Annotated in this window: 22 protein-coding genes; 12 read left to right on the forward strand and 10 right to left on the reverse strand. The window is 37.5% G+C overall.

Annotation, left to right across the window (positions count from 1 at the left end; translation table 11 throughout):
• The 7 genes from PSI06_RS14695 to PSI06_RS14725 form a co-directional block, all read left to right on the forward strand.
• On the forward strand, positions 1 to 497 hold a 497-nt coding region (locus PSI06_RS14695; protein ID WP_273588111.1), incomplete at its 5' end, for a copper resistance protein B.
• Between the two features lie 22 nt (positions 498 to 519).
• A complete protein-coding gene (locus tag PSI06_RS14700) occupies positions 520 to 927 on the forward strand; it encodes a copper resistance CopC family protein (protein WP_008109924.1) in 408 nt (135 codons plus the stop codon).
• 11 nt (positions 928 to 938) lie between these two features.
• Complete coding sequence (locus PSI06_RS14705; RefSeq protein WP_273604127.1) at positions 939 to 1,844, forward strand: copper resistance D family protein; 906 nt, start codon at positions 939 to 941, stop codon at positions 1,842 to 1,844.
• 20 nt (positions 1,845 to 1,864) lie between these two features.
• A complete protein-coding gene (locus PSI06_RS14710) occupies positions 1,865 to 2,353 on the forward strand; it encodes a YybH family protein (RefSeq protein WP_002963268.1) in 489 nt (162 codons plus the stop codon).
• A 9-nt stretch (positions 2,354 to 2,362) separates the two neighbouring features.
• On the forward strand, positions 2,363 to 2,887 hold the full coding sequence (locus PSI06_RS14715; protein ID WP_182758722.1) for a DUF411 domain-containing protein: 525 nt from the start codon (positions 2,363 to 2,365) through the stop codon (positions 2,885 to 2,887).
• Between the two features lie 142 nt (positions 2,888 to 3,029).
• The gene (locus PSI06_RS14720; RefSeq protein ID WP_016900198.1) at positions 3,030 to 3,539 is read left to right on the forward strand and encodes a DUF305 domain-containing protein; all 510 of its coding nucleotides are present in this window, start codon (positions 3,030 to 3,032) and stop codon (positions 3,537 to 3,539) included.
• 33 nt (positions 3,540 to 3,572) lie between these two features.
• Entirely contained in the window at positions 3,573 to 4,304 is a 732-nt protein-coding gene (locus tag PSI06_RS14725) for a MauE/DoxX family redox-associated membrane protein (RefSeq protein ID WP_016900199.1), read from the forward strand.
• Positions 4,305 to 4,520: 216 nt separating this feature from the next.
• Here PSI06_RS14725 and PSI06_RS14730 read toward each other — a convergent pair whose 3' ends face one another.
• From PSI06_RS14730 to PSI06_RS14765, 8 genes are read right to left on the reverse strand one after another with little or no spacing between them, the layout of a single operon-like run.
• Positions 4,521 to 4,847 carry a DUF6488 family protein gene (locus tag PSI06_RS14730; protein ID WP_016900200.1) on the reverse strand — a complete coding sequence of 109 codons (327 nt, stop codon included), beginning with the start codon at positions 4,845 to 4,847 and terminating at the stop codon, positions 4,521 to 4,523.
• A 25-nt stretch (positions 4,848 to 4,872) separates the two neighbouring features.
• Positions 4,873 to 5,403, reverse strand: a complete 531-nt coding sequence (locus tag PSI06_RS14735) for a hypothetical protein (protein WP_165724355.1) — start codon at positions 5,401 to 5,403, stop codon at positions 4,873 to 4,875.
• A gap of 13 nt (positions 5,404 to 5,416) precedes the next feature.
• Complete coding sequence (locus PSI06_RS14740; RefSeq protein ID WP_273604126.1) at positions 5,417 to 6,112, reverse strand: HupE/UreJ family protein; 696 nt, start codon at positions 6,110 to 6,112, stop codon at positions 5,417 to 5,419.
• Complete coding sequence (locus PSI06_RS14745) at positions 6,102 to 9,245, reverse strand: efflux RND transporter permease subunit (protein ID WP_182758724.1); 3,144 nt, start codon at positions 9,243 to 9,245, stop codon at positions 6,102 to 6,104. The genes PSI06_RS14740 and PSI06_RS14745 overlap by 11 nt, the downstream gene beginning before the upstream one ends.
• A 9-nt stretch (positions 9,246 to 9,254) precedes the next feature.
• Positions 9,255 to 10,493, reverse strand: a complete 1,239-nt coding sequence (locus PSI06_RS14750; RefSeq protein ID WP_182794240.1) for an efflux RND transporter periplasmic adaptor subunit — start codon at positions 10,491 to 10,493, stop codon at positions 9,255 to 9,257.
• Positions 10,494 to 10,501: 8 nt separating this feature from the next.
• Positions 10,502 to 11,782, reverse strand: coding sequence for a TolC family protein (locus PSI06_RS14755; RefSeq protein WP_182758726.1), 1,281 nt, complete (start codon positions 11,780 to 11,782; stop codon positions 10,502 to 10,504).
• Positions 11,783 to 11,794: 12 nt separating this feature from the next.
• Entirely contained in the window at positions 11,795 to 12,769 is a 975-nt protein-coding gene (locus PSI06_RS14760) for a M56 family metallopeptidase (protein WP_182758727.1), read from the reverse strand.
• 2 nt (positions 12,770 to 12,771) lie between these two features.
• Positions 12,772 to 13,155, reverse strand: a complete 384-nt coding sequence (locus PSI06_RS14765; protein WP_008467191.1) for a BlaI/MecI/CopY family transcriptional regulator — start codon at positions 13,153 to 13,155, stop codon at positions 12,772 to 12,774.
• A gap of 95 nt (positions 13,156 to 13,250) precedes the next feature.
• Here PSI06_RS14765 and PSI06_RS14770 point away from each other — a divergent pair, with 95 nt between their 5' ends.
• Positions 13,251 to 13,604: a DUF3147 family protein gene (locus PSI06_RS14770; RefSeq protein WP_008467186.1), complete on the forward strand. Its 354-nt coding sequence runs from the start codon at positions 13,251 to 13,253 to the stop codon at positions 13,602 to 13,604.
• Positions 13,605 to 13,774: 170 nt separating this feature from the next.
• On the opposite strand, the gene PSI06_RS14775 is transcribed toward PSI06_RS14770, so the two are convergent.
• Complete coding sequence (locus PSI06_RS14775; protein ID WP_182758728.1) at positions 13,775 to 15,154, reverse strand: DEAD/DEAH box helicase; 1,380 nt, start codon at positions 15,152 to 15,154, stop codon at positions 13,775 to 13,777.
• Complete coding sequence (locus tag PSI06_RS14780; protein WP_182758729.1) at positions 15,148 to 15,696, reverse strand: hypothetical protein; 549 nt, start codon at positions 15,694 to 15,696, stop codon at positions 15,148 to 15,150. The genes PSI06_RS14775 and PSI06_RS14780 overlap by 7 nt, the downstream gene beginning before the upstream one ends.
• Before the next feature lie 197 nt (positions 15,697 to 15,893).
• Here PSI06_RS14780 and PSI06_RS14785 point away from each other — a divergent pair, with 197 nt between their 5' ends.
• The 4 genes from PSI06_RS14785 to avs1c all read left to right on the forward strand — a co-directional run bounded on the left by PSI06_RS14785 (position 15,894) and on the right by avs1c (position 23,566).
• Positions 15,894 to 16,202 (forward strand): helix-turn-helix domain-containing protein, encoded by a 309-nt coding sequence (locus PSI06_RS14785; RefSeq protein ID WP_165724362.1) that lies wholly within the window; start codon positions 15,894 to 15,896, stop codon positions 16,200 to 16,202.
• A 144-nt stretch (positions 16,203 to 16,346) separates the two neighbouring features.
• A complete protein-coding gene (gene avs1a, locus PSI06_RS14790) occupies positions 16,347 to 17,531 on the forward strand; it encodes an AVAST type 1 anti-phage system MBL fold metallo-hydrolase Avs1a (protein WP_165724364.1) in 1,185 nt (394 codons plus the stop codon).
• Between the two features lies 1 nt (position 17,532).
• Positions 17,533 to 23,307, forward strand: a complete 5,775-nt coding sequence (gene avs1b, locus PSI06_RS14795; RefSeq protein ID WP_165724365.1) for an AVAST type 1 anti-phage system protease Avs1b — start codon at positions 17,533 to 17,535, stop codon at positions 23,305 to 23,307.
• Between the two features lie 13 nt (positions 23,308 to 23,320).
• The gene (gene avs1c, locus PSI06_RS14800; RefSeq protein ID WP_165724367.1) at positions 23,321 to 23,566 is read left to right on the forward strand and encodes an AVAST type 1 anti-phage system protein Avs1c; all 246 of its coding nucleotides are present in this window, start codon (positions 23,321 to 23,323) and stop codon (positions 23,564 to 23,566) included.
• Positions 23,567 to 23,961: the final 395 nt, after the last annotated feature.

The raw sequence follows: 23,961 nt of genomic DNA on the forward strand, positions 1-23,961 counted from the left end.
TCAGCGAAGGAAGTATTGAAGAAAACCAAACCGATATTTTATGGGGTCACGCCGTATCAGCATATTGGGATACTCAAGCAGGTGTTCGTCTTGATTACAATAAAGAAGGTGAAAATCGGCAATGGTTAGCTTTTGGCTTACAAGGTTTAGCCCCTTATTGGTTTGAACTTGATATGACAGCATACGTAGGTGAGCGAGGCAATACCGCATTTACGTTAGAGGCAGAGTACGAACTATTACTCACGCAAAAGCTAATTATACAACCGCGAGCCGAAATTACACTTTATGGCAAAAACGATAAACAAAACGAACTTGGAAGTGGCCTATCAAGCAGCGCGATTGGCTTTAGGGTTCGTTATGAATTTACACGCCAGTTTGCGCCCTATATTGGCGTTGAATGGAGCAATAAATTTGGCAATACCGCCGACTATGCCACATCAAGTGGACAAAGTAGCAACAACACCGCATTTGTTGCGGGTATTAAATTTTGGTTTTAATCATTTTAAATAAGAGGTAATTATGAAGTTTTTTAATTCTGCAGTAGCCATTTTAGGTTTAGTGCTTACATTTTCCGCATCAGCGCATATATCACTCAAGCAATCAACACCTGCGCAAGAAGCCATGTTAATGAAAAGCCCAGAGCAACTTTCGTTAACTTTTGGTGGTGAAGTAAGGCTAGCAAAAGTCATCATCAAAGATGAAAAAAATAAATCAATAAACTTTGATTTCAAACCCAGCGCCACCCCAAGCACAGACTTTAATTGGTCATTACCGAGCCTAGCCCAAGGCACTTACACGGTTAAATGGACAGCACTGGGTGGTGATGGACATAAAATGACCGACACGTTTAGATTTATGGTACACAAAAGTGAATCGCATAAGATGATGCAAGAACAATCTAATACCCACAGCAAACATAATCATTAAGTAGCAACATAATGCAATTAAGTGAATGGTCAGTACTCTTATTATTATTAAAACTAGCAAGCTATAGTGCTTTGGCCGCACTTGCTGGTACTTTTTTAATTCGTTTTATTATCGCCAGTAATTTATCTGGTCATCACTTTATAAGTTTCTCTCAGTATTTAAAGCGCTGGCAAATTCAATGTGTGGCATTGGGTTTTATTGCTGTCATTTTACAAGTACCAATTGAAGCTGGTGCAATTGCAGAATCTGGTGTAGCGGGAATGCTAGACCCTTTTATGCAAGAGATTGTTTGGCAATCAGTTATAGGAGAACAAGCTCTTTTCAGAGGCGCAGCGCTTTTTGTGGCTATGATTGTTGCACTTAATTGGCGCATTAACATAAAGCACCGTTTTGCAGTGGTTATAAATAATACAGTTATGTTGGTTTTGCTTATATCTATTGCATATAGCTTCACTTTCACAGGTCACAGTGCAAATGAAAATGGGTTAGTAAAAAGCATTTTAACTTTTCACCTTCTTGCAATAGCAAGTTGGGTGGGGTCACTGTGGCCACTATATAAAAGCTGTACCATATTATCTGTTCATGAAGTTAAGAAGGTAATGCACCTGTTTGGGCACTTAGCCATCATCGTTGTATTTGTGCTGCTTATTTCAGGTTTAGCGCTTTTGCTTAATTACCTGCATTCGTTATCAGCGCTGTTCACGTCAAGTTATGGGCAATTAATTTTGCTAAAACTGCTACTAGTGAGCGCGATGCTTATGATGGGGGCTTGGCACAAACTAATTTTAGTTCCGAGAATCACCCAAAAACAGCATGTAGGTACACTAAAACGTTCCATCAGTGTAGAAATGCTGATAGCTGCTTTTGTACTTATTACAACAAGCGTGTTCACCACACTTGTTGGTCCCCCAAATTAATTTAATAAAAAGAGAGCAACATGTTTAATAACTCTGCAAAAATAATCATAACATCGCTATTACTTTTTGGCGCATTGAACTCACTAGCTGTAAGCGCACACAAGAATGAGGAACATGCAAATGAGCGTGTGTTATTTGTTGGTACCGATACCCCAGCTGCGCAAGCAGTAAGTGCCTTTCACCAAGCATTAAATCAAAGTGATCAAAAAAAAGCTCGCTCATTATTAGCTGATAACGTCATTATTTTTGAAGGCGGAGGCGTTGAGCGTTCTGCCGATGAATATGCAAATCACCACATGCTAGCGGATATGAAATACCTCAGTTCGGTTAATAGCAAACTATTAGAACATCAGGTTTATATAAGTGGTGATATCGCTTACTCCATTTCGCGAAGTGAAACGATGGGCAGCTACAAAGGTAAAGCCATTAACACAACGGGTATGGAGTCAATGACTCTAAAAAAGACCCGCAATGGCTGGAAAATCACACATATTCATTGGTCAAATTAAGGAAGTAACATGCGATTAACGTACATAACAACTGCACTTTCAGTGATGTTGGCGGTGTCTATATCAGTAAAAAGTATGGAAAACCCACACAGTGTATTGCCAGTCCAAGAGGCCATAGAAAAAGATAAAACAGAGATTGAGTTGACAGTTTATAAAAGTAAAACCTGTGGGTGCTGTAAAAAATGGATTGAGCATATTAATGAAAGTGGCATTAAAACAAAAGCAATAGATGTTGCTGATATGGGGCTAATTAAAGCTCAATATCAAATAAAGCCAAATATGCGCTCATGCCATAGCGCTGTTTCAGCCGATGGGTATGTTTTTGAAGGGCACGTGCCAGCTAAATATATAAAGCAGTTTTTAGCTGAACAACACCCTCAGAAAACGATCGGGCTGACAGTTCCGGCAATGCCTGTTGGCACGCCAGGTATGGAGATGGGCAATCGTTTTCATAAATATAATATTGAAGTACTTACTCAAGATTCACAGCAACATACTTATAAGCATATCAGCAAATACGCAGTGCAGTTTTAACTCTTATGGCATAGTTATTGAATTAGCCGTAAGTATTAATGCGATGATTAAATATATAGTGGGCTTACGCCTTATAAATTGTAAGTAATACCCCTTAGTATAAATAAAATACAAGTTGAACAACTGAAAAGGAGCCATTGTAATGTCACAGTATTTAAAATTTTTCTTAATGATAGCCACATCAACATTAGTCATGTTTGTACTAATGTATTTGAATAGTTATCAGCTAAGCCATGTGTTTTTTAGTGAAACGCGTACCTATATGGCTATTTATATGGGGGCTGCAATGGCGGTAGTTATGCTGTTGTTTATGCTAAATATGTATAAGGATAAAAAGAAAAACAGCGTAGTTTTAGGGATCAGCATTATTAGCTTTGTAGGCGCATTATTTTTAGTACGTTCGCAAATAACGGTCAACGATCAGTCTTGGATGTCAGCCATGATACCGCATCATTCAATCGCTATACTGACTAGTGATAGAGCTAACATCAAAGACAAGCGCGTCCAAGAGCTTGCAACAAATATTATTGAAGCACAGCGTCGTGAGATTAAAGAGATGCAGTGGTTACTGAACGATATAGAAAAAAATGGCCTAGCAGAAACTCAGGAACAAGCACAATCTAGAGCTGTACCGGATTTTAATGCTAAGTAAAATTTTATAAGAATACGTAAAAGGGAGCTAAACATGAGTAAATCAGCAGAGCTTTATAGAATGGCAACAGATGAGCATATTTGCCCATTTGGCTTAAAGTCAAAAGACCTTCTAGAACGCGAGGGTTATGATGTTAATGATCACTTATTATCTTCTCGTGAACAAACAGATAAATTTAAAGCAAAGCACAACGTAGAGACCACACCACAAACATTTATTGCTGATAAACGTATCGGTGGTTATGACGACTTACGTGATTACTTTGATAAGCCAAAAGCTGGACAGCAAGGTACAACTTACACCCCGGTTATTGCAATCTTCGCGGTCGCATTTTTACTAAGTTTGGCATTTAGTTTTGCAATGGGTCATGGATTAATTTCCATGAAAACCGTGGAGCTATTTGTTGCGTTAACTATGGCTGTGTTGGCAATACAAAAACTTCAAGATTTATTTAGTTTCTCAAATTCATTTATCACTTATGACTTAGTGGCGATGAAAGTAGTGAGGTATGCCTATGTTTACCCATTTTTAGAAGCGTTTGTTGGTATTGGAATGATAGCTGGGTTGCCAGCATATAGTATTGCTCCTATTTCATTATTTATTGGTGGTGTTGGTGCTGTTTCTGTTTTTAAAGCCGTATATATAGATAAGCGCGAACTCAAATGTGCATGTGTAGGCGGTGATAGTAATGTACCGTTAGGCTTTATTTCACTTACAGAAAACCTGTTTATGATCGCTGCTGGGATATGGATGCTTGCCAGGTAGAAGGTAAAGTATTTAATTTAAAAATATAATGAACAGTTTATTTATGGGGGTACCTGACCCAGTCTAAAGTCTGAATTATCTCTTTGAGTCCAGCATCAATCTGTTCTGACACTTCGAAGACCTCACCAACTTCGATTGCTAAATAGCTAAAAGTGTTTTTGACGATAAATAGTTAATTGGCACTGTAAAAACTCACAGTGCCAATTAACAATTAGATTAGAAATCGTTTTTCGATTTTACATCTACAAGCTGACCATTTTTAGCTATTTTGAAATAAACTTGTTCACTATCATTTGATGCTTGGATAATATAAGTATCATCGCTCTCGTTTACGACAGTAAATGCTTCTGAAGAAATACCTTTCCAAGAATCATTTAGTTTTCCAACCTCAAAACCATAGTCTTTAAAGGCCAATTTCTTTATTGATTTAGCTGCAATACTAATAGCTTGTTGATCGCTAACGTGACCATGATCACTATGTGCTAGAACACCAGTACTCATTAATGAAATACAAACTAATGCTATTGGAATTAATCTATTCATTGTTTTCTCCTATTAAGTTTTAAGTTTATTGTTTTAAGCCAATTACTTTATATTGTCCTTTTACTAAAAGCTGTATAGCTACGGGGTTATCTGAGTTGTTTTTCCAGTACCAGCCATGTGAGCCCCCAAATGGGGCGGTAAAGCTGCCCTTCATTTCGCTTAAATTGGCAATTGCATAGCTTTCGAAGTAACCGGTTGTGTCTCCTGCTGGCTCTCCGTGTAAATCAAAATGTAAAGAAGCGCCATCGGTCATCCATTCGTAGGTCATTTTTTCATATTGTTGCATCTCAAATTTATATTCAACCCCGCGATTTGCAGGGATAGTGACTTCAATTGTTTGAAACTCATCACTGCCCACTTGCAATGAATCTGATGTTTTAAGTGGTTTTTGCGCTGATGTCTGAGCTATTTTAGTAACGCCCAGTTGTTTACCGAGCCCGGTTGGATCAATGTTATATTCTGCCGGAAGGATAAATAGCACAAAGGCGATTATCGCAACTAATGAAGCGGTGATACTGGCTTTTATAAGTGTTTTTGAACTAACTGTATGTTGCATATATTTCTCTAAATTAATTAATTATATAGCCGGTTAATTGAAGGCCGACTAGCATTAAGCCGGCACTCATTAACGCACCGTTGATAAATGTTGAAAAACGATGAAATGACGGCCGTTTACGCCACACATTAATGGCAATTAAGATAACTGCGAGCGCTAAAAATTGGCCAAGTTCTACGCCAATGTTAAAGGCAATTAAATTTGTCAGTAATCCATCTTCGGGTAATTGAAACTCTTGTAACTTGGTTGCTAAGCCAAAGCCATGAAACAAACCAAAAATAAGCACAGCCATTTTTGTATTTGGCTGCCAATTAAAACAACGCTTAAACCCACCTAAGTTATCAAAGCCCTTATAAATAACTGAAAAACCGATAATAGCGTCAATTAAATAGGCATTAATCTGAATATCGCCAAGCACACCAAGTAGTAAGGTTGTGCTGTGGCCGATGGTGAACATGGTGACATACAGCAATACATCTTTGCTGCGATATAAAAAGAAGATCACACCGATTAAAAACAATATATGGTCGTAACCGGTGAGCATGTGTTTTGCCCCAATATAAATAAATGGCACAAACTGTACACCTTGGTTTTGCTCTAAAAAAGCGCGAGTACTATCATCGACTCCGTGTGCTAATGCCTCAAAGCTTAATAAAGCCAAAATAAGCATTAAAATCACTATGCTAAAGTTTATTATTTTAGTTGGCATCAGATCGCTCCAACGTTTCACTTTCAGTCAAAATAGACTCCTTTTCTTTGTGTAAAAGTCGATAGAGTGCGGGGATCAAAAATAATGTTAGTAAGGTCGATGAAATGATGCCACCAATCACCACGGTCGCTAGAGGTCGCTGTACTTCTGAACCAATTCCTGTATTAAGTGCCATAGGTATAAATCCTAATGAGGCAACCAGTGCTGTAGTTATAACTGGACGTAAGCGAGTTAATGCCCCTTCTGTTATCGCTTGATTAAGCCCCATCCCTGAGCTGCGTAACTCACGAATAAACGATACCATTACCAAGCCATTTAATATGGCGATACCAGATAAAGCAATAAAGCCAACAGCAGCAGATATTGAAAATGGAATATCACGCAACAACAATGCTGCAATTCCACCTGTAAGCGCTAAAGGCACACCGGTAAAAATAATTGCAGCATCTTTAAGTGAGTTTAAGGCTAAAATAAGTAAACCTATAATCATTAACAATGTAACTGGCACAACCACACTTAACCGCTCAGAGGCCGATTGTAACTTTTGAAACGTTCCTCCATATTCAATCCAATAGCCGGAAGGGATCGTAACTTCATTTTCAATAGTCGCTTGAATCTCACCAACAAAACTTCCTAAGTCTCGCCCTCTAACATTAGTGGTTACTACAATACGCCGTTTGGCATTCTCACGATTAATTTGATTTGCACCATTAGTTAGCTTGATGGTAGCTAATTCTTGTAATGGTATAGAGCTTCCATTTGGTAAGTTAATAGGTAAGTAACCCAACTTTTCAACATTACTACGTTGCACTTCTTCTAAACGAACGACAATATCAGAACGAATATCGCCTTGATAAAACTTGCCTGCGATAGCTCCTCCTAATGCGGTAGCTAACTGTGACTGAATTTGTGCTTTGCTTATACCAAACTGACTTAGCTTTTCAGTATTGGGTATAATTTCAAGCATAGGTAGACCTGTTGTTTGCTCAACCATCAAATCAGCTACGCCATCAACATTTGCAATCGCAGATTCAATTTCTTTTCCTAACGTAGCGAGTGTTTCAAAGTCATCACCAAATACTTTAATCGCTAATTCTGCGCGAACGCCGGCAAGCAATTCATTAAAACGCATTTGAATTGGCTGTAAGAATTCATATCTGTTACCTGGAATAGGCTCGACTAGTGCAGCTAACTCTTCTACTATTTGAGCTTTAGATTTATTTGGGTTTGGCCACTGATCTCGTGGTTTTAGAATAATAAAGTTATCAGCTACGCTAGGTGGTACTGCATCTGTTGCTACATCCGCGGTACCAATTTTTGCAAATACGCGTTCTACTTCAGGCATCTGCGTAATTTTTTCTTCCAAGACTTTTTGTAGCTCAATCGCTTGGCTTAAGGAAGTACCTGGAATACGAAGCGCGTGCATAGCGATATCACCTTCATCAAGATTTGGTGCAAATTCGCTCCCTAAGCGTGTTGCTTGATAACCAAAAAATGTCACAAGTAAACAAGCGATTAGTACTACTGCCCAGCGGCCTTTTAATGCTAATGCGAGTACTGGTTTATAAACACGGCTTAACCCCAGCATAATATGATTAGGTTTTTCTTTAATTGGCTTTTTAAATAATAGGGCGACCATTGCAGGCACAAATGTGATCGAAAGCGCCATTGAACAAAGCAAAGCAATCACAACCGTTAATGCCATTGGATGGAACATTTTTCCTTCAACGCCTTCAAGCGCGAAAATAGGTAAATAAACAACGGTGATGATGAATACACCGAATAAAGCGGGTCGAATAACCTCTCGTGTAGCCGTAAAAACAATATCTAAACGTGCTTTTAAAGAAAGAGGGGTATCACCTCTCATACTTAAACGACGTAAGCAGTTTTCGACGATAATTATCGTACCATCAACCAATAGACCAAAATCTAATGCCCCTAAACTCATCAAGTTTGCACTGACTCGCGTATGTACCATACCGGTTATTGTCATCAACATTGCAAATGGGATCACTAAAGCCGTTAAAAATGCGGCTCTGAAATTCCCCAGTAATATAAATAATACAACAATAACTAAAATGGCCCCTTCGAGCAGGTTAGTTTGAACAGTATTAAGCGTTTTATCTACCAGTTTAGTTCGGTCATAGACGGCTTTTGCAACTATACCTTCGGGTAAACTGGCATTGATTTCTTTTAACTTTTCACCCACGCCTTGTGCAACTGTGCGGCTGTTTTCTCCTATTAGCATGAACACGGTACTCATCACCACTTCGCGGCCATTTTGAGTAGCAGCACCGGTACGAAGCCCCTTACCATCACTTATAGTGGCAACATCTTTAATAAACACTGCGCTACCGTCGATGGTTTTAATGGGTAAATTTGTGATTTCAGTTAAATCAGCCACCTGACCAGGGACGCGAATTAACCATTGTGCACCGCTTTTTTCAATAAATCCTGTGCCTTGGTTTTGATTGTTTTGACCAATAATATCAACAACATCTGCTGAGGTAAGATTATAAGCCAGTAGTTTTTCAGGTTTAAACGCAATGAGAATTTCTCGCTCGTAACCACCAATAGGGTTTACTTCAACAACACCTGGCACCCGCATTAATTGAGGGCGAATTGTCCAATCATGTATTGTTCGTAAATCAATGGGAGTTACCTCACTACCGTCGGGGTTTTTAGCGCCAGGTATAGCATCAACCGTAAACATAAAAATTTCACCTAACCCAGTAGCTATCGGGCCAAGCTCAGGTAAAAGGTTTATCGGTAACTCGGAACGAGCACTAGACAGCCGCTCATTAACCAACTGGCGAGCAAAGTAAACATCGGTATCATCAGAAAAAATAGCAATAACTTGCGATAAACCATAACGAGACACAGAACGTGTGTTTACAAGCCCTGGTAGCCCAGCTAATGCATTTTCGAGGGGAAAAGTAACGCGTTGTTCAACCTCTAACGGCGTATAGCCTGGCGCTTCGGTGTTGATCATAACCTGAACATTAGTTATATCAGGTACTGCATCAATAGGTAGTTTAGTAAAATTCCATAAGCCTAATCCTGCAATGGCTAATACCATGACAAGAACGAGGATATTTCGCTTTATAGCAAAGCGTAAAATCGATTCTAACATTACGCTCTCCTAGTGATCGTGTGACGCGCCAGACTTTTCAATATCGGCTTTGATGATGTAGCTATTTTCAGTAACATACTCAGTACCAGCAGGCAGTCCACCTAGTACCTCTACCCATGTTGCATCTGAACGACCCAGCTCAAGCATCCTGACTTCATATTCATCAGCGACTTTTGTATACACGACCGTAAAATCACGAAAGCTCTGTAAGCCTATTTTCTTTACCGCTAAAGGAACTTCAAAAGAAGCAGTTTCAATATCGGCTTTAACAAAACTCCCTTCCAACAAAGGCTCAGCCTGTTGTGCCAACGTAACCCACACCATTCTTGCCTGATCACTTCTAACTTTTGGCTCTATAAATGATACCTTACCAGCAATATTCACAAGACTACCTTCTGCCTTAATGCTCACTAGAGTGCCTTGAGATACTTTGCTGTAATCGCTCGGGTAGACTGCTAATTTAACGACAGATTGACTCGCGTCTGTGATAACAAGCAGTTCTCGGTTATTCGTTTGCTCACCTGAATTAGCCATTTGTTTTGCGACAAAACCAGCAATAGGCGATTTTATCTCATAGGGGTTTAAACTTTCATTACTTTCAATCGTCATTAAAGTTTGGCCTTTATTTACTTTATCGCCAAGCTTTACATTTAAGTGTGTAATAACACCTTCAAAACGTGCAAAAACAGTGCGGTGCGCACTCGGCGGTAACCAAACCTGTCCATAAGCAGGGATCGTTTGATGAAGCTTTTGAGACCCTGCAATTGCAGTTTCAATCGCCATTGCATCTGCTACTGCGGGTTCGATTTTTGTTCGCCCCTCTAGGTTATCGTATTGCCAACGATATTTTTTTCCTTGGTAGCTCGCATTTACTGTGACAATAAAAGAGTGCGGTTCGTAAATTTCCATATCCCCACGTAAAAAGTCACTTTGGCTAATAAACTTAATATCATCAATCACATTACCTAATCGGGTTAACGTAACCGTTAATTCAACATCGTCGGGATTAATTGGGTTTTTATTATCCGTTAACCATACTCTAAACTCAGGTGGTACGCCTGTTTCGAAAATCGCTAACTCCAATGCGAAGCTTCCTTCACGAAGCATACGACCATTATGCGGCCCTTTTTCAGGCTCTGCTTGCTCTGTAGTAGGTGTTGATACTGCGCTAGCGGGTAAATGTACCCCCGCGCTGAGGCCGAGTAATACGGCAACGGTTATGGAGGGAATAAAGTTTGTCGTTTTCATAAATAATCTCATTGTTCTATCGATGCGCCAGTAAGACGCTGAATTTCTATATGCTGTAAATGTAAGCTTTCATAAGCGCTAAGTAGTTCTGATTGCGCGCTTAATTGCGCCAGACGCACGCTACTCCACTGGTTGTAATTCAATTTACCAACGTTAAATGCTTGTTTTGCTTGGGTAAGCGCGGTTTCTAGCGTGGGAATGATTTCATTTTTTGAGGTGGTAATTACATGAACAGAATGCTTAACTTCTTGAAGCAAAGCATAAAGCTGGCTATTAGCTTGTTGAGTTAAACTCTTCGCTTGCGCTGTTAATACATCTTGCTCGGCACGTAACTTAGCGACCGTTCCGGCATTGCTGCCAGATGCTCCCCACGGAATAGAAACACCGGCCACGAGCCCAAAGTCATCCGTAGATTCATAGCGACGTAAGCCTGTTGTGAATTGCCATTGTGGTTTTGCTTCAATTTGAGCTAATTCAATGTGTGATTGTGCAATACGTTTTTGACTTGCTAACTGCATCAAACGAGGCGCATTTTTAAAGCGCTCGAACTGTGACTGAAAATCTACAATTTTAGGTAACTGCAATAAGTTACCTGTAAGTGTAAAGTCAGTGCGAGGCTCTGCCCACAAGGCTGAAAGCTGATATTTTCCGCTAGCTATTTCATGCTCAAGATCTTCGACAAGTAATTTTTGTTTAATTAGTTCAGCTTTGGCTAAATTTTTATCAATAGCCAACGACTGACCAATACGAACTCGTTTATCTATTGCATTTACAACTTCATTCGCTTGTCTTACTGCCATTTTATTGAGCTTTAGTGCCTCTTCTTTCACCAGTAGTTGAATAAATTGCTTCGCAGTCATCGCGGCTAAATCAAGTGCAATAATTTGTTTATCTAAACGTAACTGCTCAAGTTCAGACTGGCTTGCTTTTACGCGACTATCAATTTGCTCTTGTTGCATCAGCCAAGAGAAAGTTAAGGTTGATTGCATATTTTGCAAACCACTATGCTCACCTGTCCCAAAAGCATCTTCAACCATTAAGCCTATTTGTGGTCTTTGGCCTATACTTGCTTGCTTTATTTTGCCTTGCTGGGCTTTATCTCGATAAAAGAAGCCCTGTAATTGCGGGTTGTTAGCAAGCGTAAATGAGATGGCTTGCTTTAGATTTAATGTTTGATAAGCCTCAGCACTTGCAAAACACGGCAGTGCTGTAAAAGCCATCAATACCCCCACAAAAAACCGACTACCAATCGGTTTTTTGTGGGTAAAATGACTACTAAATGATTTCATTTTAATCCTTACTTAGTGGATGAAAAAAGTTTCGATAAGATGGTGGACACTATCGACAGTCGACAGTGTGAATAAAGTGATAACCACAAAGCTAAACAAGGTGATCATTAAAAGTAGCTTAGGCGTAGTGGAGATTGGCATTAACAATGTTTGTATACGCTGAGTTATTTGTTCATTACTAAAATGACTCATGTATATATTGTCATTCGTAATATGTTGTTGTCGTTGAAATCGAGCAACATTAATAAGTGCTTGAGCCACATCTAATCCATCAAAACTTTGCGTTGCACCGACATCAGCGATTTGTTCTGTTAAAGCCGTATAAGATTGCTGTAACGCCGCGCGCGTTGACGCAGGAAAACACCAACCAAATAGACTAAACAGTGTTTTAAAAAGCGGATCTCGGGCTTTTAAATGTGCTAGTTCATGCTGTATGACTATGTGTACTGTTTTTTCATCAAGTGCTTGTAATCCGCTGGTTATATACACTTTTGGATTGAAAAAACCAACAGTAAATGCCTCTGGTACAAGGTGGTCAATAACGTGTACAGACTGGTTGGGATAATCTTTGTGAGGTTGAGTATTTGATAAAGCCAACAGACTGCTCATTGCTGAACTATGTCTATTAAGACTAAAAAATGCATGTACGCTAGCGCTTGTCATCAAACAAGCTGCTGATATAAGTAATACCGAATGCCAACTATAGACAGAGAAAACCTCTAGGTGATGCCAGTGAGCAACCCCTTGCAACCAATTAGACATTTGGTTTTGATGTGCCTGCCAAAATACAGCTGCACACAATAATGAGATCCACCAAGGGCTGCTAATAGTTAACCAAAGCATGAACTTACGCTCGGTAAACTGGAAAATAGTAAGTTTTTTACAAAGCGAGGTGTGGAAGAAGGAAATCAATATGATCACACAAATAAAAGCGGTCACCGCTGCGCTCGCTAGATTTAAAAACACGGCCCAATTTCCAACAATCATGTTTACACTTTTCCGCTTCGTAGTTTTCGCTGTTGCTCTATAAGCTTTTCGAGCTCATCTAATTGTGTATCATTAAAATTAGTCGAAGTAGAAGAAAATGCAGCAATTAAACTGTTTTCACCCTCTTCAACAAAGTCAGCTGTAATATCATTTATTAAAGTAGCTATAAGCGAGTTACGATCAACTTTAGTTCGGTAATTATAAGCATGACCCTGCTTAGTTCTGCTAAGAAGGCCTTTTTTATAAAGTCTTTCAAGGGTGCTTTGAATAGTATTGAGAGTGCAGCCACGTGTTTTACCTAAACGACTGTGCACATGCTTTGCATCCGCTTCTTTAGAAGACCACAAATATTGAAGTACTAGTTTTTCTAATTCGCCTAACTGCATAATCAAATATCTCTTAACAACATAGCCATATCATGGCAAAATAAAAACCGATAGGCAATCGGTTTTTATTTTTTATTTAAAAAGGAAAGTAATACATGGGTTGGATAATTTTTAAATACTTAGTGACAGCAGCAATTGTTGTAGCGGTTTCAGAGGTCGCAAAGCGCAGTGATAAACTCGGAGCACTAATTGTAGCACTTCCATTGGTAACCATTTTAGCGATGATTTGGTTGTACGTTGAAAAACAGCCGCCAGAGAAAATTGCGAGTCATGCCTGGTACACATTTTGGTATGTTGTGCCTACCTTACCGATGTTTTTAATATTTCCATCATTACTACACCGATTTGGTTTTTGGCCATCACTCGGCCTCAGCGCCTTAATAACTTGTTTTATTTTTGGAGTGTTTGCATTCGTCGTTAGTAAATTTGGAATAAATTTATTACCCTAAAAGTTGTTTCTGAAATTAATAATATGGTGAAATCAAGGATGTAGCTGAGGCAATAATTTCGATACTTATCTCTAAAAAATTTCCCATTACTTAGCAGAGTCAAATAAAAGCTAGCCTTATTTATGTACTAAGAGTGATAATATAAACAGAATATGGCTCATTTTATGGAACTATAAAAATGCTTCTATAACTCTAGTTCTAAGTGATTTAATTTGTATACTGCTTAATGAACAACCTGAAAGCAGCTCATCATAAGCTATACCGCGTTCTGAAGTTAGGCCCCCTAGAACGAGTTTATCAAGGGTTTCTTTTAACTTATTATCCCTGTTTATCTTTGGCGATGTTAAAGGTCTAAATATATCTTCTCTCACCAAGATTGTGTCACATTCCATATCAACATAAGAGCAACTATCTGGTATATCAATATTAATACGCTCAGCAAACTCAACTAAGCTTGTTTCTGCAAATGTGAATAACCATGCGAATTCAATTTTACCTTTGCCAGACCTAAGAATGCGCCCTAGAACTTGCCTAAAATACAACTCTGTTTTTATAGAGCTTAAATGACAGCATACTTGTAGCCTAGGTATGTCGGTCCCTTCACTGATCATACCAACACTAACAATCCACTGTTCAGTAGATGACTTAAATAAATTAATTTTCTGTGTTGAATTATCGTGTAAGTAAGTAACTATGGTTGACGTTTGATTAAATTCTTCAATTAATAAACTATTTATCATTTCAGCGTGCTTAACTGAAGACGCGACAACTAAGCCTCCGGCAGTTGGGTTTGAAGCTCTTATCTCCGACAATTTTAATACGGCTAACTTTAGTAAATATCTAAGTGCAGAGTCATTATTAAGCACCTCTTGGTACGTTGAGTGAGCTTGCCTAACAAATTCAGCTATAGACCCATATGTATCGTGACCATCCGAAATATTATTGCTATCAACTAAAACTATTTTTGGCTCTCTACACACATTATCTCTAATGGCCTGACTCAAGCTGTATTGATAATCGCATATCAACTCACCTTCTGGGTCAGAATAGTTCACTAAAGCGATAGGAAGAGCGTCTGAGCGCCAAGGAGTGCCTGATAGCGCAAGCGTGTAAGTTGCAATATCCTGTAAATGGAAAACAACTCTCTCACCCCACGTATTGATTTTAGATTTATCTTGCGAGAACGAGCAATGGTGTATTTCATCAAAAATAAAAAATGTACGGTATTTACTTAGCCCATCCCAGGTACTTTGAGGAATGGAGCATAAACTTTGATAAGTCATTGAAACACCTACAGCCGTAAATGAGCCATCAAATGAACACCCAATTATTTTTCCAAATGTTCTTTTGATATTATTAGCCACTTCAACCGATGGTGAAAAGCAGATCACTCTGTCTATCATTTTTTTATCAAATAACGTTTTGGCCAATGATGCTGCCATTATTGTTTTACCAGCACCTGGAGTAGCCTGACATAGAAAGTGCTTATCACTAACAGCGTATTTCTTTACCGCTAACTCAACACATTCTTTTTGCCAACTTCTCAACATTGCCGTGCACCATTATCCAAAGAGGCCAATACAGTAGTTAAAGCGTTAACTTTTCCTAATAACTTAGCTGAATTATTTTTAGCATCATCTAATGCAGAGTAGAACAAGCTAAGGTGCTCAGGGAATCGCTTTTGTAGAGCTTTATATTCATCAACTTCCCCTAATAAAATTGCAAGCTCAGCCTCAAAGTGTTTCTTTTCATTTAATAAGGTTTCAACAAGCGGTGATGCTTGATTATCAGTATTACTGCTAATTGATTTTTCTTGTTCAATTACAACCTGTTTCGCCACAAACGTAACGTTATTAAACAGCTCAGTTTTAAAATATTTTTTATGGCGGCCACTTCCTTTTGAATTTAGGAGTTCCTTCCGCTCAAGAGCTGTCGTTTGTCTATAAATGAATTTACGTGCCTCATCTATATCTTGATATGTATCAGTTACGGTTAATAACTCATCCCTGAGCTCGACAATTGTAAAGCCATTGCACTCTTTTTCGATCAAAAGGGAATAAATATGTTGGTTTAATTTGATAACGTGGGGCATTTCTTATACTACAACAATTAAGAAAACTTAGGGTTGCTAAGTATATAGAACAATGCAAAACTTAGAAATACTAAGTTTTATGCTTGAGAGTGATTTTAAGAACATACCCACAAATCAGACTTAGGATTCCTAAGTGTACAAACTATTGTAAAACTTAGACAATCTAAGCTATTAGAGACTGAAAAAATGATACTTTTGTGTTCCAAAATCCAATCCCAATTAGACTCAAACAAGCCCGCGCTAAGTCAGGTATTACTCAAAAGCAGCTGGGGATACTTATCGGTATGGATGAAAACTCAGCGAGTGGTCGCATGAACCACTATGAAAAAGGCCGTCATATTCCAGATTTAACGACTCTAAAAAAGATCGCTGATGAACTAAATGTTCCATTGAATTATTTTTTCTGTGAAGATGAGACAACAGCAGAGCTAGTAATTGAAATATCAAAGTTAGACACGGAGAAAAAGCTTGAGCTAATCAAGGAACTCAAAAAATCAACTAAATAACTAAAGTTTAAGAATAAACAACCTGATACTAACTTGATATTTTTGGATTAAGTGCTGCGCCAACACATTAACTTTTATAACAATTGATCTGAGAGTATATTTTTAACAAACAAGAATTAAAAAAATCAATAAAGGGAAATTAATGTGAAAATTAAAATGTACCCAGCCGAAAATGGAGATGCATTTTTGATTTGCTCTTCCGATACTAATATTTTGATCGATGGCGGTTATGCAAAGACCTTCGATAAACACATAAAACAAGATCTCGATAACTTAGCGAGTAAAGGTAATATTCTAGATTTAGTTATTGTAACTCATATTGATGCTGATCATATTGGCGGAATTATCCGACTTTTATTACTGAACGAAAGTAAAATATTAAGTAAAGTTATCTCGATCAAAAAAGTTTGGCACAATAGTCTTCGAAGCCTTTCATTACCAAATAGTTCTGAAATTTCACAGGAAAGCTTAGAAATCCTGAAATCGTTCATAAGAAGAGGTCACCCCAAGAATTTAATTGCAGAAACTGAGCAAGTAGAAGAAATTAGCGCTAGACAAGGCAGTACACTAGCAACTTTGATAAATAAAGGTCGATATTGTTGGAATGAGAAACATGGTTTAAAAAACATATGCGTAGAAGAGAATTCATACACATCTCTTCCTAATGGTTCAATAAAAGTTATAACCCCTACAAAGTTAAGACTACAAGAACTTCTACACTCATGGAAAAAAGAGCTAAAGCGTTATGGACTTACTGAATCTGTTACATCAAATACAATTGTCGATGATGCATTTGAGCTAAGCTTAGAACATAGGCAAGAAGAAAATACCAAGCTCCCAGAATTAACATCTTCTGGCCAAAATATAAAGCTTGAGGATATATACTCACCTGATGAGTCAAAAACAAATGGAAGTTCAATTGCAACTATAATTGAGTTAGACGGTGTTAGAGTACTTATGCTAGCTGACGCTTGGGCCGAAGATATTATAGTTGAATTAAATGCAATGAAAGCTCAAGGCGATAACTTAGAGTTTGATGCAATAAAAATATCTCATCACGGTAGTATCCACAACACCAGCCCAGAGCTCCTAAAATTGATAGATGCACCGGCATTTTTTATTTCAACTAATGGTAGTGGAAATCATAATCACCCCGATTTAGAACCCCTTTGTGCAATCGTTGATAGAGAAGCGAATTTTATGAGAACTATTTACTTTAACTATTCAACCTCAGCATCTAGGAAGCTTAAAAACTATCAAACAACCACTGGAGCAACTTTCACAGTTGTAGAAAATGCTACAAATTGGATTAATATCAAAAAGGATTAAGATGCTAGATAAAACAGCACAATCAGCGACATGTAGAATTCAATGTGGTGAGGAGTCAGGAACTGGCTTTCTTGTGTCTTCAAAATTAGTATTGACAGCAAGCCATTGTTTGGAAGATCCGACTGAGAGTAACAATGAGGTTGATGTTGTTTTTGAATATGGCACAACCAAATTACCTCACAAAGCAAAAGTGCTGGATTATGATGAGAGCTTAGATGTAGCTCTATTAGAGCTCGACTCAGAACCCGACTTAACTCCGTTAACTATCAGTTGTCAGATGCCACTAGATGGTTCAAAGTTCTACTCTTATGGATGGCCAGTAGCTAAACTAACAATCGGTCACCGTTTAGAAGGAAAAATAATCCAAACTTTTGAAGCTACAAAACTAAAATCTGACATCGAAATTAGTATTAACCAAGAATTATCTCTAAGTAGTTATAAAGGCTTTTCTGGAGCTGCTTTAATATGCGATGAAGCTTGCGTTGGAATAATTCGAGTTTCAATTGAGAAAACATTACATGTCATTTCAACTTTCACACTACGACATTTTTTAGCTCAAAATGATATTCCAATAACACAAGAAGAAAGTTTGTCTAATAATGAAACCATAGCTTCACGATTTGAATTCGTGAAGCAGTTTGATGAACTACTCACCAAAAATTGCAATAGTTATAGGTTCATTAACGGCGCTCATGGGATAGGAAAATCCACTTTTTGTGATACTTACTCCCCATTGAATGACTCACTTGAACACTTCGCTACTTATTGCTTTTCGCAAAGTCAGAAGTCCAAAAATGCAGTACAGCTAGCACAGCCTATAGAGTTCTTTAATTGGCTAAATATGCAAGTATCAAAATTAATAAACGGGACTCCTATAAGGACAGATAACTATGATTACCACAGGTTAATAAAAGAAACAGAACAGCTCCTTTCCATAGCTTGCAATAAATATGATTTAAATAAAAAAGTAGGTATTTTATTTATTGATGGGCTTGACGAAATTTCTCGGCATGACCCTGCTTTATTAAGTAAGTTCATTGGGCTTTTACCAATACAACTACCTAAAGGCTTGATTATTGTTCTAGCAGCCCCTAACTATGAACAATTTGAAGCTCAATTGGGACAAAGGTTGAATAAAAGTTTATGTATTTCGCTCCCTCCCCTGAAATATAATTCAGCCCAAAGTTTCTGCTATACCAACCTATATAATGAATTTGCAGTACCTAAAACTGTAAACTTAATTTGTGAAAGAGCTCAAGGACACCCTCTATACCTTCGCTATTTAATAGACCTAGTAAACTCAGGATTAACTAAAAAAGAGTTATCTGATTTCCCCCTGATTGATGGAACAATCCGAAATTACTACGATTTACTTTGGTCACAGTTAAAAAACGATGAAGCTGCGGTAAATCTATTAGCAATTGTTGCTCGATTACGATGGGGGATTCCTATTAGTTTCTTTTCGGAGATTTTAAATAAAAGCGAACAAGCTATTCTAATAAGTACTCATAGTAGAATAAAACACTTACTTTTAAATGAGAATGAAACAACCGTCTATCACTCATCATTTTCAGACTTTTTGGTTGAAAAAACTCAATTGCTTGAGAAGAGTATTCAACTGAGACTATTTGAGTTTTGTGAAAAAAATCAAAAGAGTCAATACGGCTTACTTAATTTAATTTATCACGGCCTCAAGATAGAGAATGATGATAAATCTCATGTAATTCTATTATGTAATCAAAGTTGGGTAGATAAATGTGTCCTACAAGGAGTAGAGCCTGACACTTTGCAAATTGATATTCATAAAACCTTAGAGGCTGCAACACTGTTAGGTGATTTAGCTGAAACAGTTCGAATATTATTATTGTCCCAAAGAATTAATTTCCGCTATAGCGTTTTATTTGCTCAATCAGCTAGTTTGACAGCTGGAGCACTTATTTCTATTGGGAAACAAGAAGAAGTTTTGCAACATGTAGTTAGGTATGGTCAGTTAATAATACCTCCTCAAGAATCTTTCAAAATAGTTTTACACCTCTCGAATGAAGAAGCTAATCAAGAAGCTCTCAATCTAACAAGAACTACAGAGATGTTTATTGAGGACAAGTTTGAAAATTTATTAAGTGGAGATGGGATTCCATATGACGAATTTATGAACTTCTTTAGCTTGTACTCTCAACTTTTCATGCTTAAAACTCGACTTGGTGACGAATCCGCTTATAAGAAGTTCGTGAACTTTCAACTTTATTGGTCGGAAGTTATTTCATCCAACGCAAAAAATAAAGAGTATAGCGATGCGTTCAAAAACGAAATGGTAGCTAACTCCCAAGCAACCGCAATGTGCCTACTGGAACACTACGTGCCTATTTCAGAGCTACGCAAGATCTATCGAGGTCCTATCAGTGACTACACAGGAATTATTTTATCCTCGATTCCTATTTATTTTGAGTTATGTCGCTATTACGGCTTAACTGCCAATAGAAGTATACTTACAGTAGTTTTTAATGACCTTCTAACCATCATTGCTGAATGTGGTGGTGGAGTTAATAAACTAAATAGTGTAGCTACTAGCGCTCTTTTAACTCTCAATGCGCCAAAAGAAATTATAGAAACCTTTAGTAAAGAAATTGAAGAGTTGAGCTCCTTTACCTTCATCGGAGAAGACGGAATCACGAGTGATGAATACCTTTTCATTCAAAACATGTCTGACTGGCGACTAAAAGCATATGCTAAAACTTGCTTTAAATGTCCGAATTTTATCCCATTCACTAATAACAACTGGGAAGAAAGCATAAGCTCCATCTGTAAAATAGTTGCTTGGTGTAGTGGCAAAGCAAGAAAATACAATCAAAGTAGTGATGCTAAAGAGCTAGAAAATGTATGGGATATACTCAATAAAAGCGTTATTGATAATATAAAGTTTGTTTTGTCAGAGCGAGAGCAATGGCAAGATTCATATAACATACCTGAGGGTATTTTCCCGCTAATTTACAAGGAATTAGCTGAGACGATATCTCAAAGTTTTGAAAACAAAATTAGCTATTTAATAAACCATCTTAATACTCAGTTTGATACTCAATATGGAATATATTCAGAGGGATTTAGAAGAATACTTAAGAATACGATTGAGTGTTTAACGAGAAAAAAAATAGATTCTCAATCAGAAGATCTTGTTTTCAATTTAGTTCATCAATGGAACAAGTATGTAAGTCAAAATCTTAAAAATAGATATGAACTGATCCCTGAGCTTTTAGAAATAATTGCTTTATATAAAAAATTAGACGCACAAGAGGAAGCAAAAAGAACCTATGAGAGAGTTTTATCTCTTTCAATGGGGCCAAGCTGGTATAAAGAGGACCAATTTGGTTTATGCATTACCGCACTCGAATCTTTAAGTACTACTTCGAACTTAAAACATGAAGTTATCAAAGATATTGCAGGTATACTTGACGCAGCTAGCGGAGAAATGACTTTTCAAAGATTTGTTAGATACGCCAAAAGAGATCTTATTGGTGCCTTGTGTGTAAAAGGTAAGTATAAAATTGCTGTAGATTACTTTATTACACAAACATATGGCACATTAGAACAGATGCACATCGAAGTCACTCGAGATAACATTGACCGGCTCAATGAACTTAGGGGATCTCGCTTTCCTGGCAATGCTCTTGACGAGCAAGATTGCATAGTATTGATTGTTAAAAATATTTATAAAGTTGCTGACTGGCAGCTTTGCTGGGCTCTTCTAGAATGTTTTCAATTTGGAGACGATCGCCATTATAGCAGCTTTACCCAAGCATATGGATTAATCTTAAATAATATTTCAGATGACCAAAGTTCAGTGAGTAAAGCTTTTGATAGATTAGAAATAATCTGTGAGTCAGAATTTAATGACGAATTAAGTAAAGCTCAGTTTATTAATACAATTTTTTCAATTATTTCCGAGGGACTCAGAGAGCAGTTTGAAACAAAGTTTCAAACTGAATTAACTCTGATCAATGAGATTGAAAAAGAGGAAATTACAGATAATGATGAGTCGTTAGCTCCAAATGCTGATGTGCATAAAGATGAAAACTTAGGCCGTAACTCTGATGATATGGTTATTCCTGGTATATTTGGTAAACAGTCAGTAACCCAAATTGCAGAGAAGTTATTAGATAACGCTGAGAGTTTACTTCGCCGAAATAATTTCTCGAGTGCAACAAGTAAAATTTTAGCAGGGATGGAGGCAATGCAAGGTGGTGGTTGGACTATTTGGGGAGAAAGCCTATCAACAACTAGCAGAAGTCGTTTTCTATTGGCACAAACCACCGACTCAGTCCCAGAAATAGTAAAACTATTTTCTTCACTTATTTTAAATGAAACAAACACTCAGCGCTGGCAAATAGCTGAAGGGCTAGTTGATTGGCTGGGGAAGCGGTCATCACATGACATACAAAATAAACTACTAAAGTATACTATTGAGCATATCAATATAATAGTCGGAGATACTTCAGAATACATTACTAGCTACACAAAGGAAAAATCAAATAATAAAGTGGGGAGTAGTCTTGAGGAAAGTCTAACACAACTTTTATGCCATACTCTTAACCACCCTGCTTGGCTAAGAAGAGAAAAAGCAGCTGAGTTAACATCTTGGCTATCAAAATCTTATCCTTCTTTTATTAAATTTTTCAGCCCAAAAGCATTCTCTATGGACTCAGGATCACACTCAGATATTATTTGTGGTGCAATTGAGCTAATACCTTTTAATCTAAAGTTATGGGATCAACTTGCGGACACGCTAGATTTTGAATCTATATTAAACAACTGTAGACACACAGGGAGGTATTCTGTTTTAACTAAACTAGCTAATAAAGCTGTAATACAGGAATCTCAATCAGCACAAGATGCATTAAACATACTTAGGCATCGTTTTAATAAATATAATTCTTTAAATCATGATGAAATAGAGTTACCAGAATGGGCTGAGACTATCAAGTATGAGTGGGATAAACTTGTTCAATATGGTGCTATAAATAATGAAGTCGTAGCTAAAGCCGAAAAGATGATGAGGGAGATCTGCTCACCATTACCAATTGAAAAGGCTTTAGAGTTGGAAGAGTTATTGGCTGAAGGTTACTCTAGTAGCACTACTCCTCCCCAACGTTGGAAGGATAAAGTATTTTATGTATTCCAAGTAGCGCTTACTGATAATGCGTCTGAAAAGAACTATGAATACATAGGGAGTCTATTTAGACAATATAATCCTAATTCACTAACCAAAGAACGCATCATCAACTTTAACTCTCCTGTTGATAAATGGTTTAAATCTAATAAAATTACTCCAGTTCATGAAGGAAAAGTTTATTTAGACTACTGTGAGAGACTATTGTTAGAAGGTGAGCTAAAGTTTGTTAGACTAACAGCATATATTGCAGAGTCACAACAAAGCATCCCACTGATTTCTGGCAGATTTTTATCTACCGAACAAATCAATCAATCCAGTGTAAGTGACCTTGACACCTGCGCTAATGTGGTAGCCAATCCTGCATATTTTGGAGGGTTTACACCTGCAAACCCCGCATATCATTTTATGCAAATTACCAATATTAATAGCTCTGACATCACAAGAGGTTACTGGAAGTCAGGTCGTGTATTGGATGACTATAAAGGAGCACCGATGAATGAAGGGTGCTTCCTTGCTATAAATGAAAAGTCTTTCTATCGCGCTATTAACACTAACATTATTTGGCGGTTAGAAATTGATTTCAAAACTGTTGCACATATAACCTACAATTAACACTGGAGAAGTTATGAAGCTTGAGACATATGATACTCCCCATACTAGAGAAGAGTTTGAGTTGAGATTTCACTATCTCAGTGTTCAAATGAAACACGGTAAATGTCATTTCAATGGGAATATAACGATGGATGGATTAAAAAATATGAGAAAGCTACCAAATGGACGAATTGATTTTTTGAGTGTAAATGAAATGGCACGCTTAATGGCAAACCAAATTTACCATATGCGCAACATGAAACTCCCTGATGACAATTAATTTGGGGTGCTGAAATACTTACTAGCTCCCCTAAAGAAATACTCTTTAAATAATAAAAATTAATCATCAAAAGATAGACAAAGCTACTGTCAAAATTAGGATATATTAAATATGAATAGATCTGGAAAACTATTTTCCAGACCTCAAAAAAGTCCAAATTTCTTTGCTATTTTTCACTTTTTCTGGAAAAGCCTTCTAGACTAGGTAAAGTGTAGGTTTCCAGAGTATTTCCAGATTTGGATGTACAGAGTAAATGTCAGACGATGCGCTAAGCAAACTCTGCTTATAACGTTAAAAGCCCTTACTATGTTTTAGTAAGGGCTTTTTTATGCTTAACGCATTTAACCCTATGCAGCACAACTAATTAACTCAACTTATTACAAAAAACACATCAT

It is taken from the genome of Pseudoalteromonas sp. GABNS16E (assembly GCF_028598715.1).
Taxonomy (GTDB): Bacteria; Pseudomonadota; Gammaproteobacteria; order Enterobacterales; family Alteromonadaceae; genus Pseudoalteromonas; species Pseudoalteromonas atlantica.

What these genes read in the sequence shown, in the direction of transcription:
- PSI06_RS14760 (WP_182758727.1), bottom strand. Translation starts at nt 12,769, where the DNA reads ATGATTGTTGGAAATTGGGCCGTGTTTTTAAATCTAGCGAGCGCAGCG.
- PSI06_RS14730 (WP_016900200.1), bottom strand. Translation starts at nt 4,847, where the DNA reads ATGAATAGATTAATTCCAATAGCATTAGTTTGTATTTCATTAATGAGT.
- PSI06_RS14710 (WP_002963268.1), top strand. Translation starts at nt 1,865, where the DNA reads ATGTTTAATAACTCTGCAAAAATAATCATAACATCGCTATTACTTTTT.
- PSI06_RS14705 (WP_273604127.1), top strand. Translation starts at nt 939, where the DNA reads ATGCAATTAAGTGAATGGTCAGTACTCTTATTATTATTAAAACTAGCA.
- PSI06_RS14725 (WP_016900199.1), top strand. Translation starts at nt 3,573, where the DNA reads ATGAGTAAATCAGCAGAGCTTTATAGAATGGCAACAGATGAGCATATT.
- PSI06_RS14720 (WP_016900198.1), top strand. Translation starts at nt 3,030, where the DNA reads ATGTCACAGTATTTAAAATTTTTCTTAATGATAGCCACATCAACATTA.
- PSI06_RS14740 (WP_273604126.1), bottom strand. Translation starts at nt 6,112, where the DNA reads ATGCCAACTAAAATAATAAACTTTAGCATAGTGATTTTAATGCTTATT.
- PSI06_RS14780 (WP_182758729.1), bottom strand. Translation starts at nt 15,696, where the DNA reads ATGCCCCACGTTATCAAATTAAACCAACATATTTATTCCCTTTTGATC.
- PSI06_RS14715 (WP_182758722.1), top strand. Translation starts at nt 2,363, where the DNA reads ATGCGATTAACGTACATAACAACTGCACTTTCAGTGATGTTGGCGGTG.
- avs1b (WP_165724365.1), top strand. Translation starts at nt 17,533, where the DNA reads ATGCTAGATAAAACAGCACAATCAGCGACATGTAGAATTCAATGTGGT.
- avs1c (WP_165724367.1), top strand. Translation starts at nt 23,321, where the DNA reads ATGAAGCTTGAGACATATGATACTCCCCATACTAGAGAAGAGTTTGAG.
- PSI06_RS14735 (WP_165724355.1), bottom strand. Translation starts at nt 5,403, where the DNA reads ATGCAACATACAGTTAGTTCAAAAACACTTATAAAAGCCAGTATCACC.
- PSI06_RS14700 (WP_008109924.1), top strand. Translation starts at nt 520, where the DNA reads ATGAAGTTTTTTAATTCTGCAGTAGCCATTTTAGGTTTAGTGCTTACA.
- PSI06_RS14750 (WP_182794240.1), bottom strand. Translation starts at nt 10,493, where the DNA reads ATGAAAACGACAAACTTTATTCCCTCCATAACCGTTGCCGTATTACTC.
- PSI06_RS14765 (WP_008467191.1), bottom strand. Translation starts at nt 13,155, where the DNA reads ATGCAGTTAGGCGAATTAGAAAAACTAGTACTTCAATATTTGTGGTCT.
- PSI06_RS14775 (WP_182758728.1), bottom strand. Translation starts at nt 15,154, where the DNA reads ATGTTGAGAAGTTGGCAAAAAGAATGTGTTGAGTTAGCGGTAAAGAAA.
- PSI06_RS14770 (WP_008467186.1), top strand. Translation starts at nt 13,251, where the DNA reads ATGGGTTGGATAATTTTTAAATACTTAGTGACAGCAGCAATTGTTGTA.
- PSI06_RS14755 (WP_182758726.1), bottom strand. Translation starts at nt 11,782, where the DNA reads ATGAAATCATTTAGTAGTCATTTTACCCACAAAAAACCGATTGGTAGT.
- PSI06_RS14745 (WP_182758724.1), bottom strand. Translation starts at nt 9,245, where the DNA reads ATGTTAGAATCGATTTTACGCTTTGCTATAAAGCGAAATATCCTCGTT.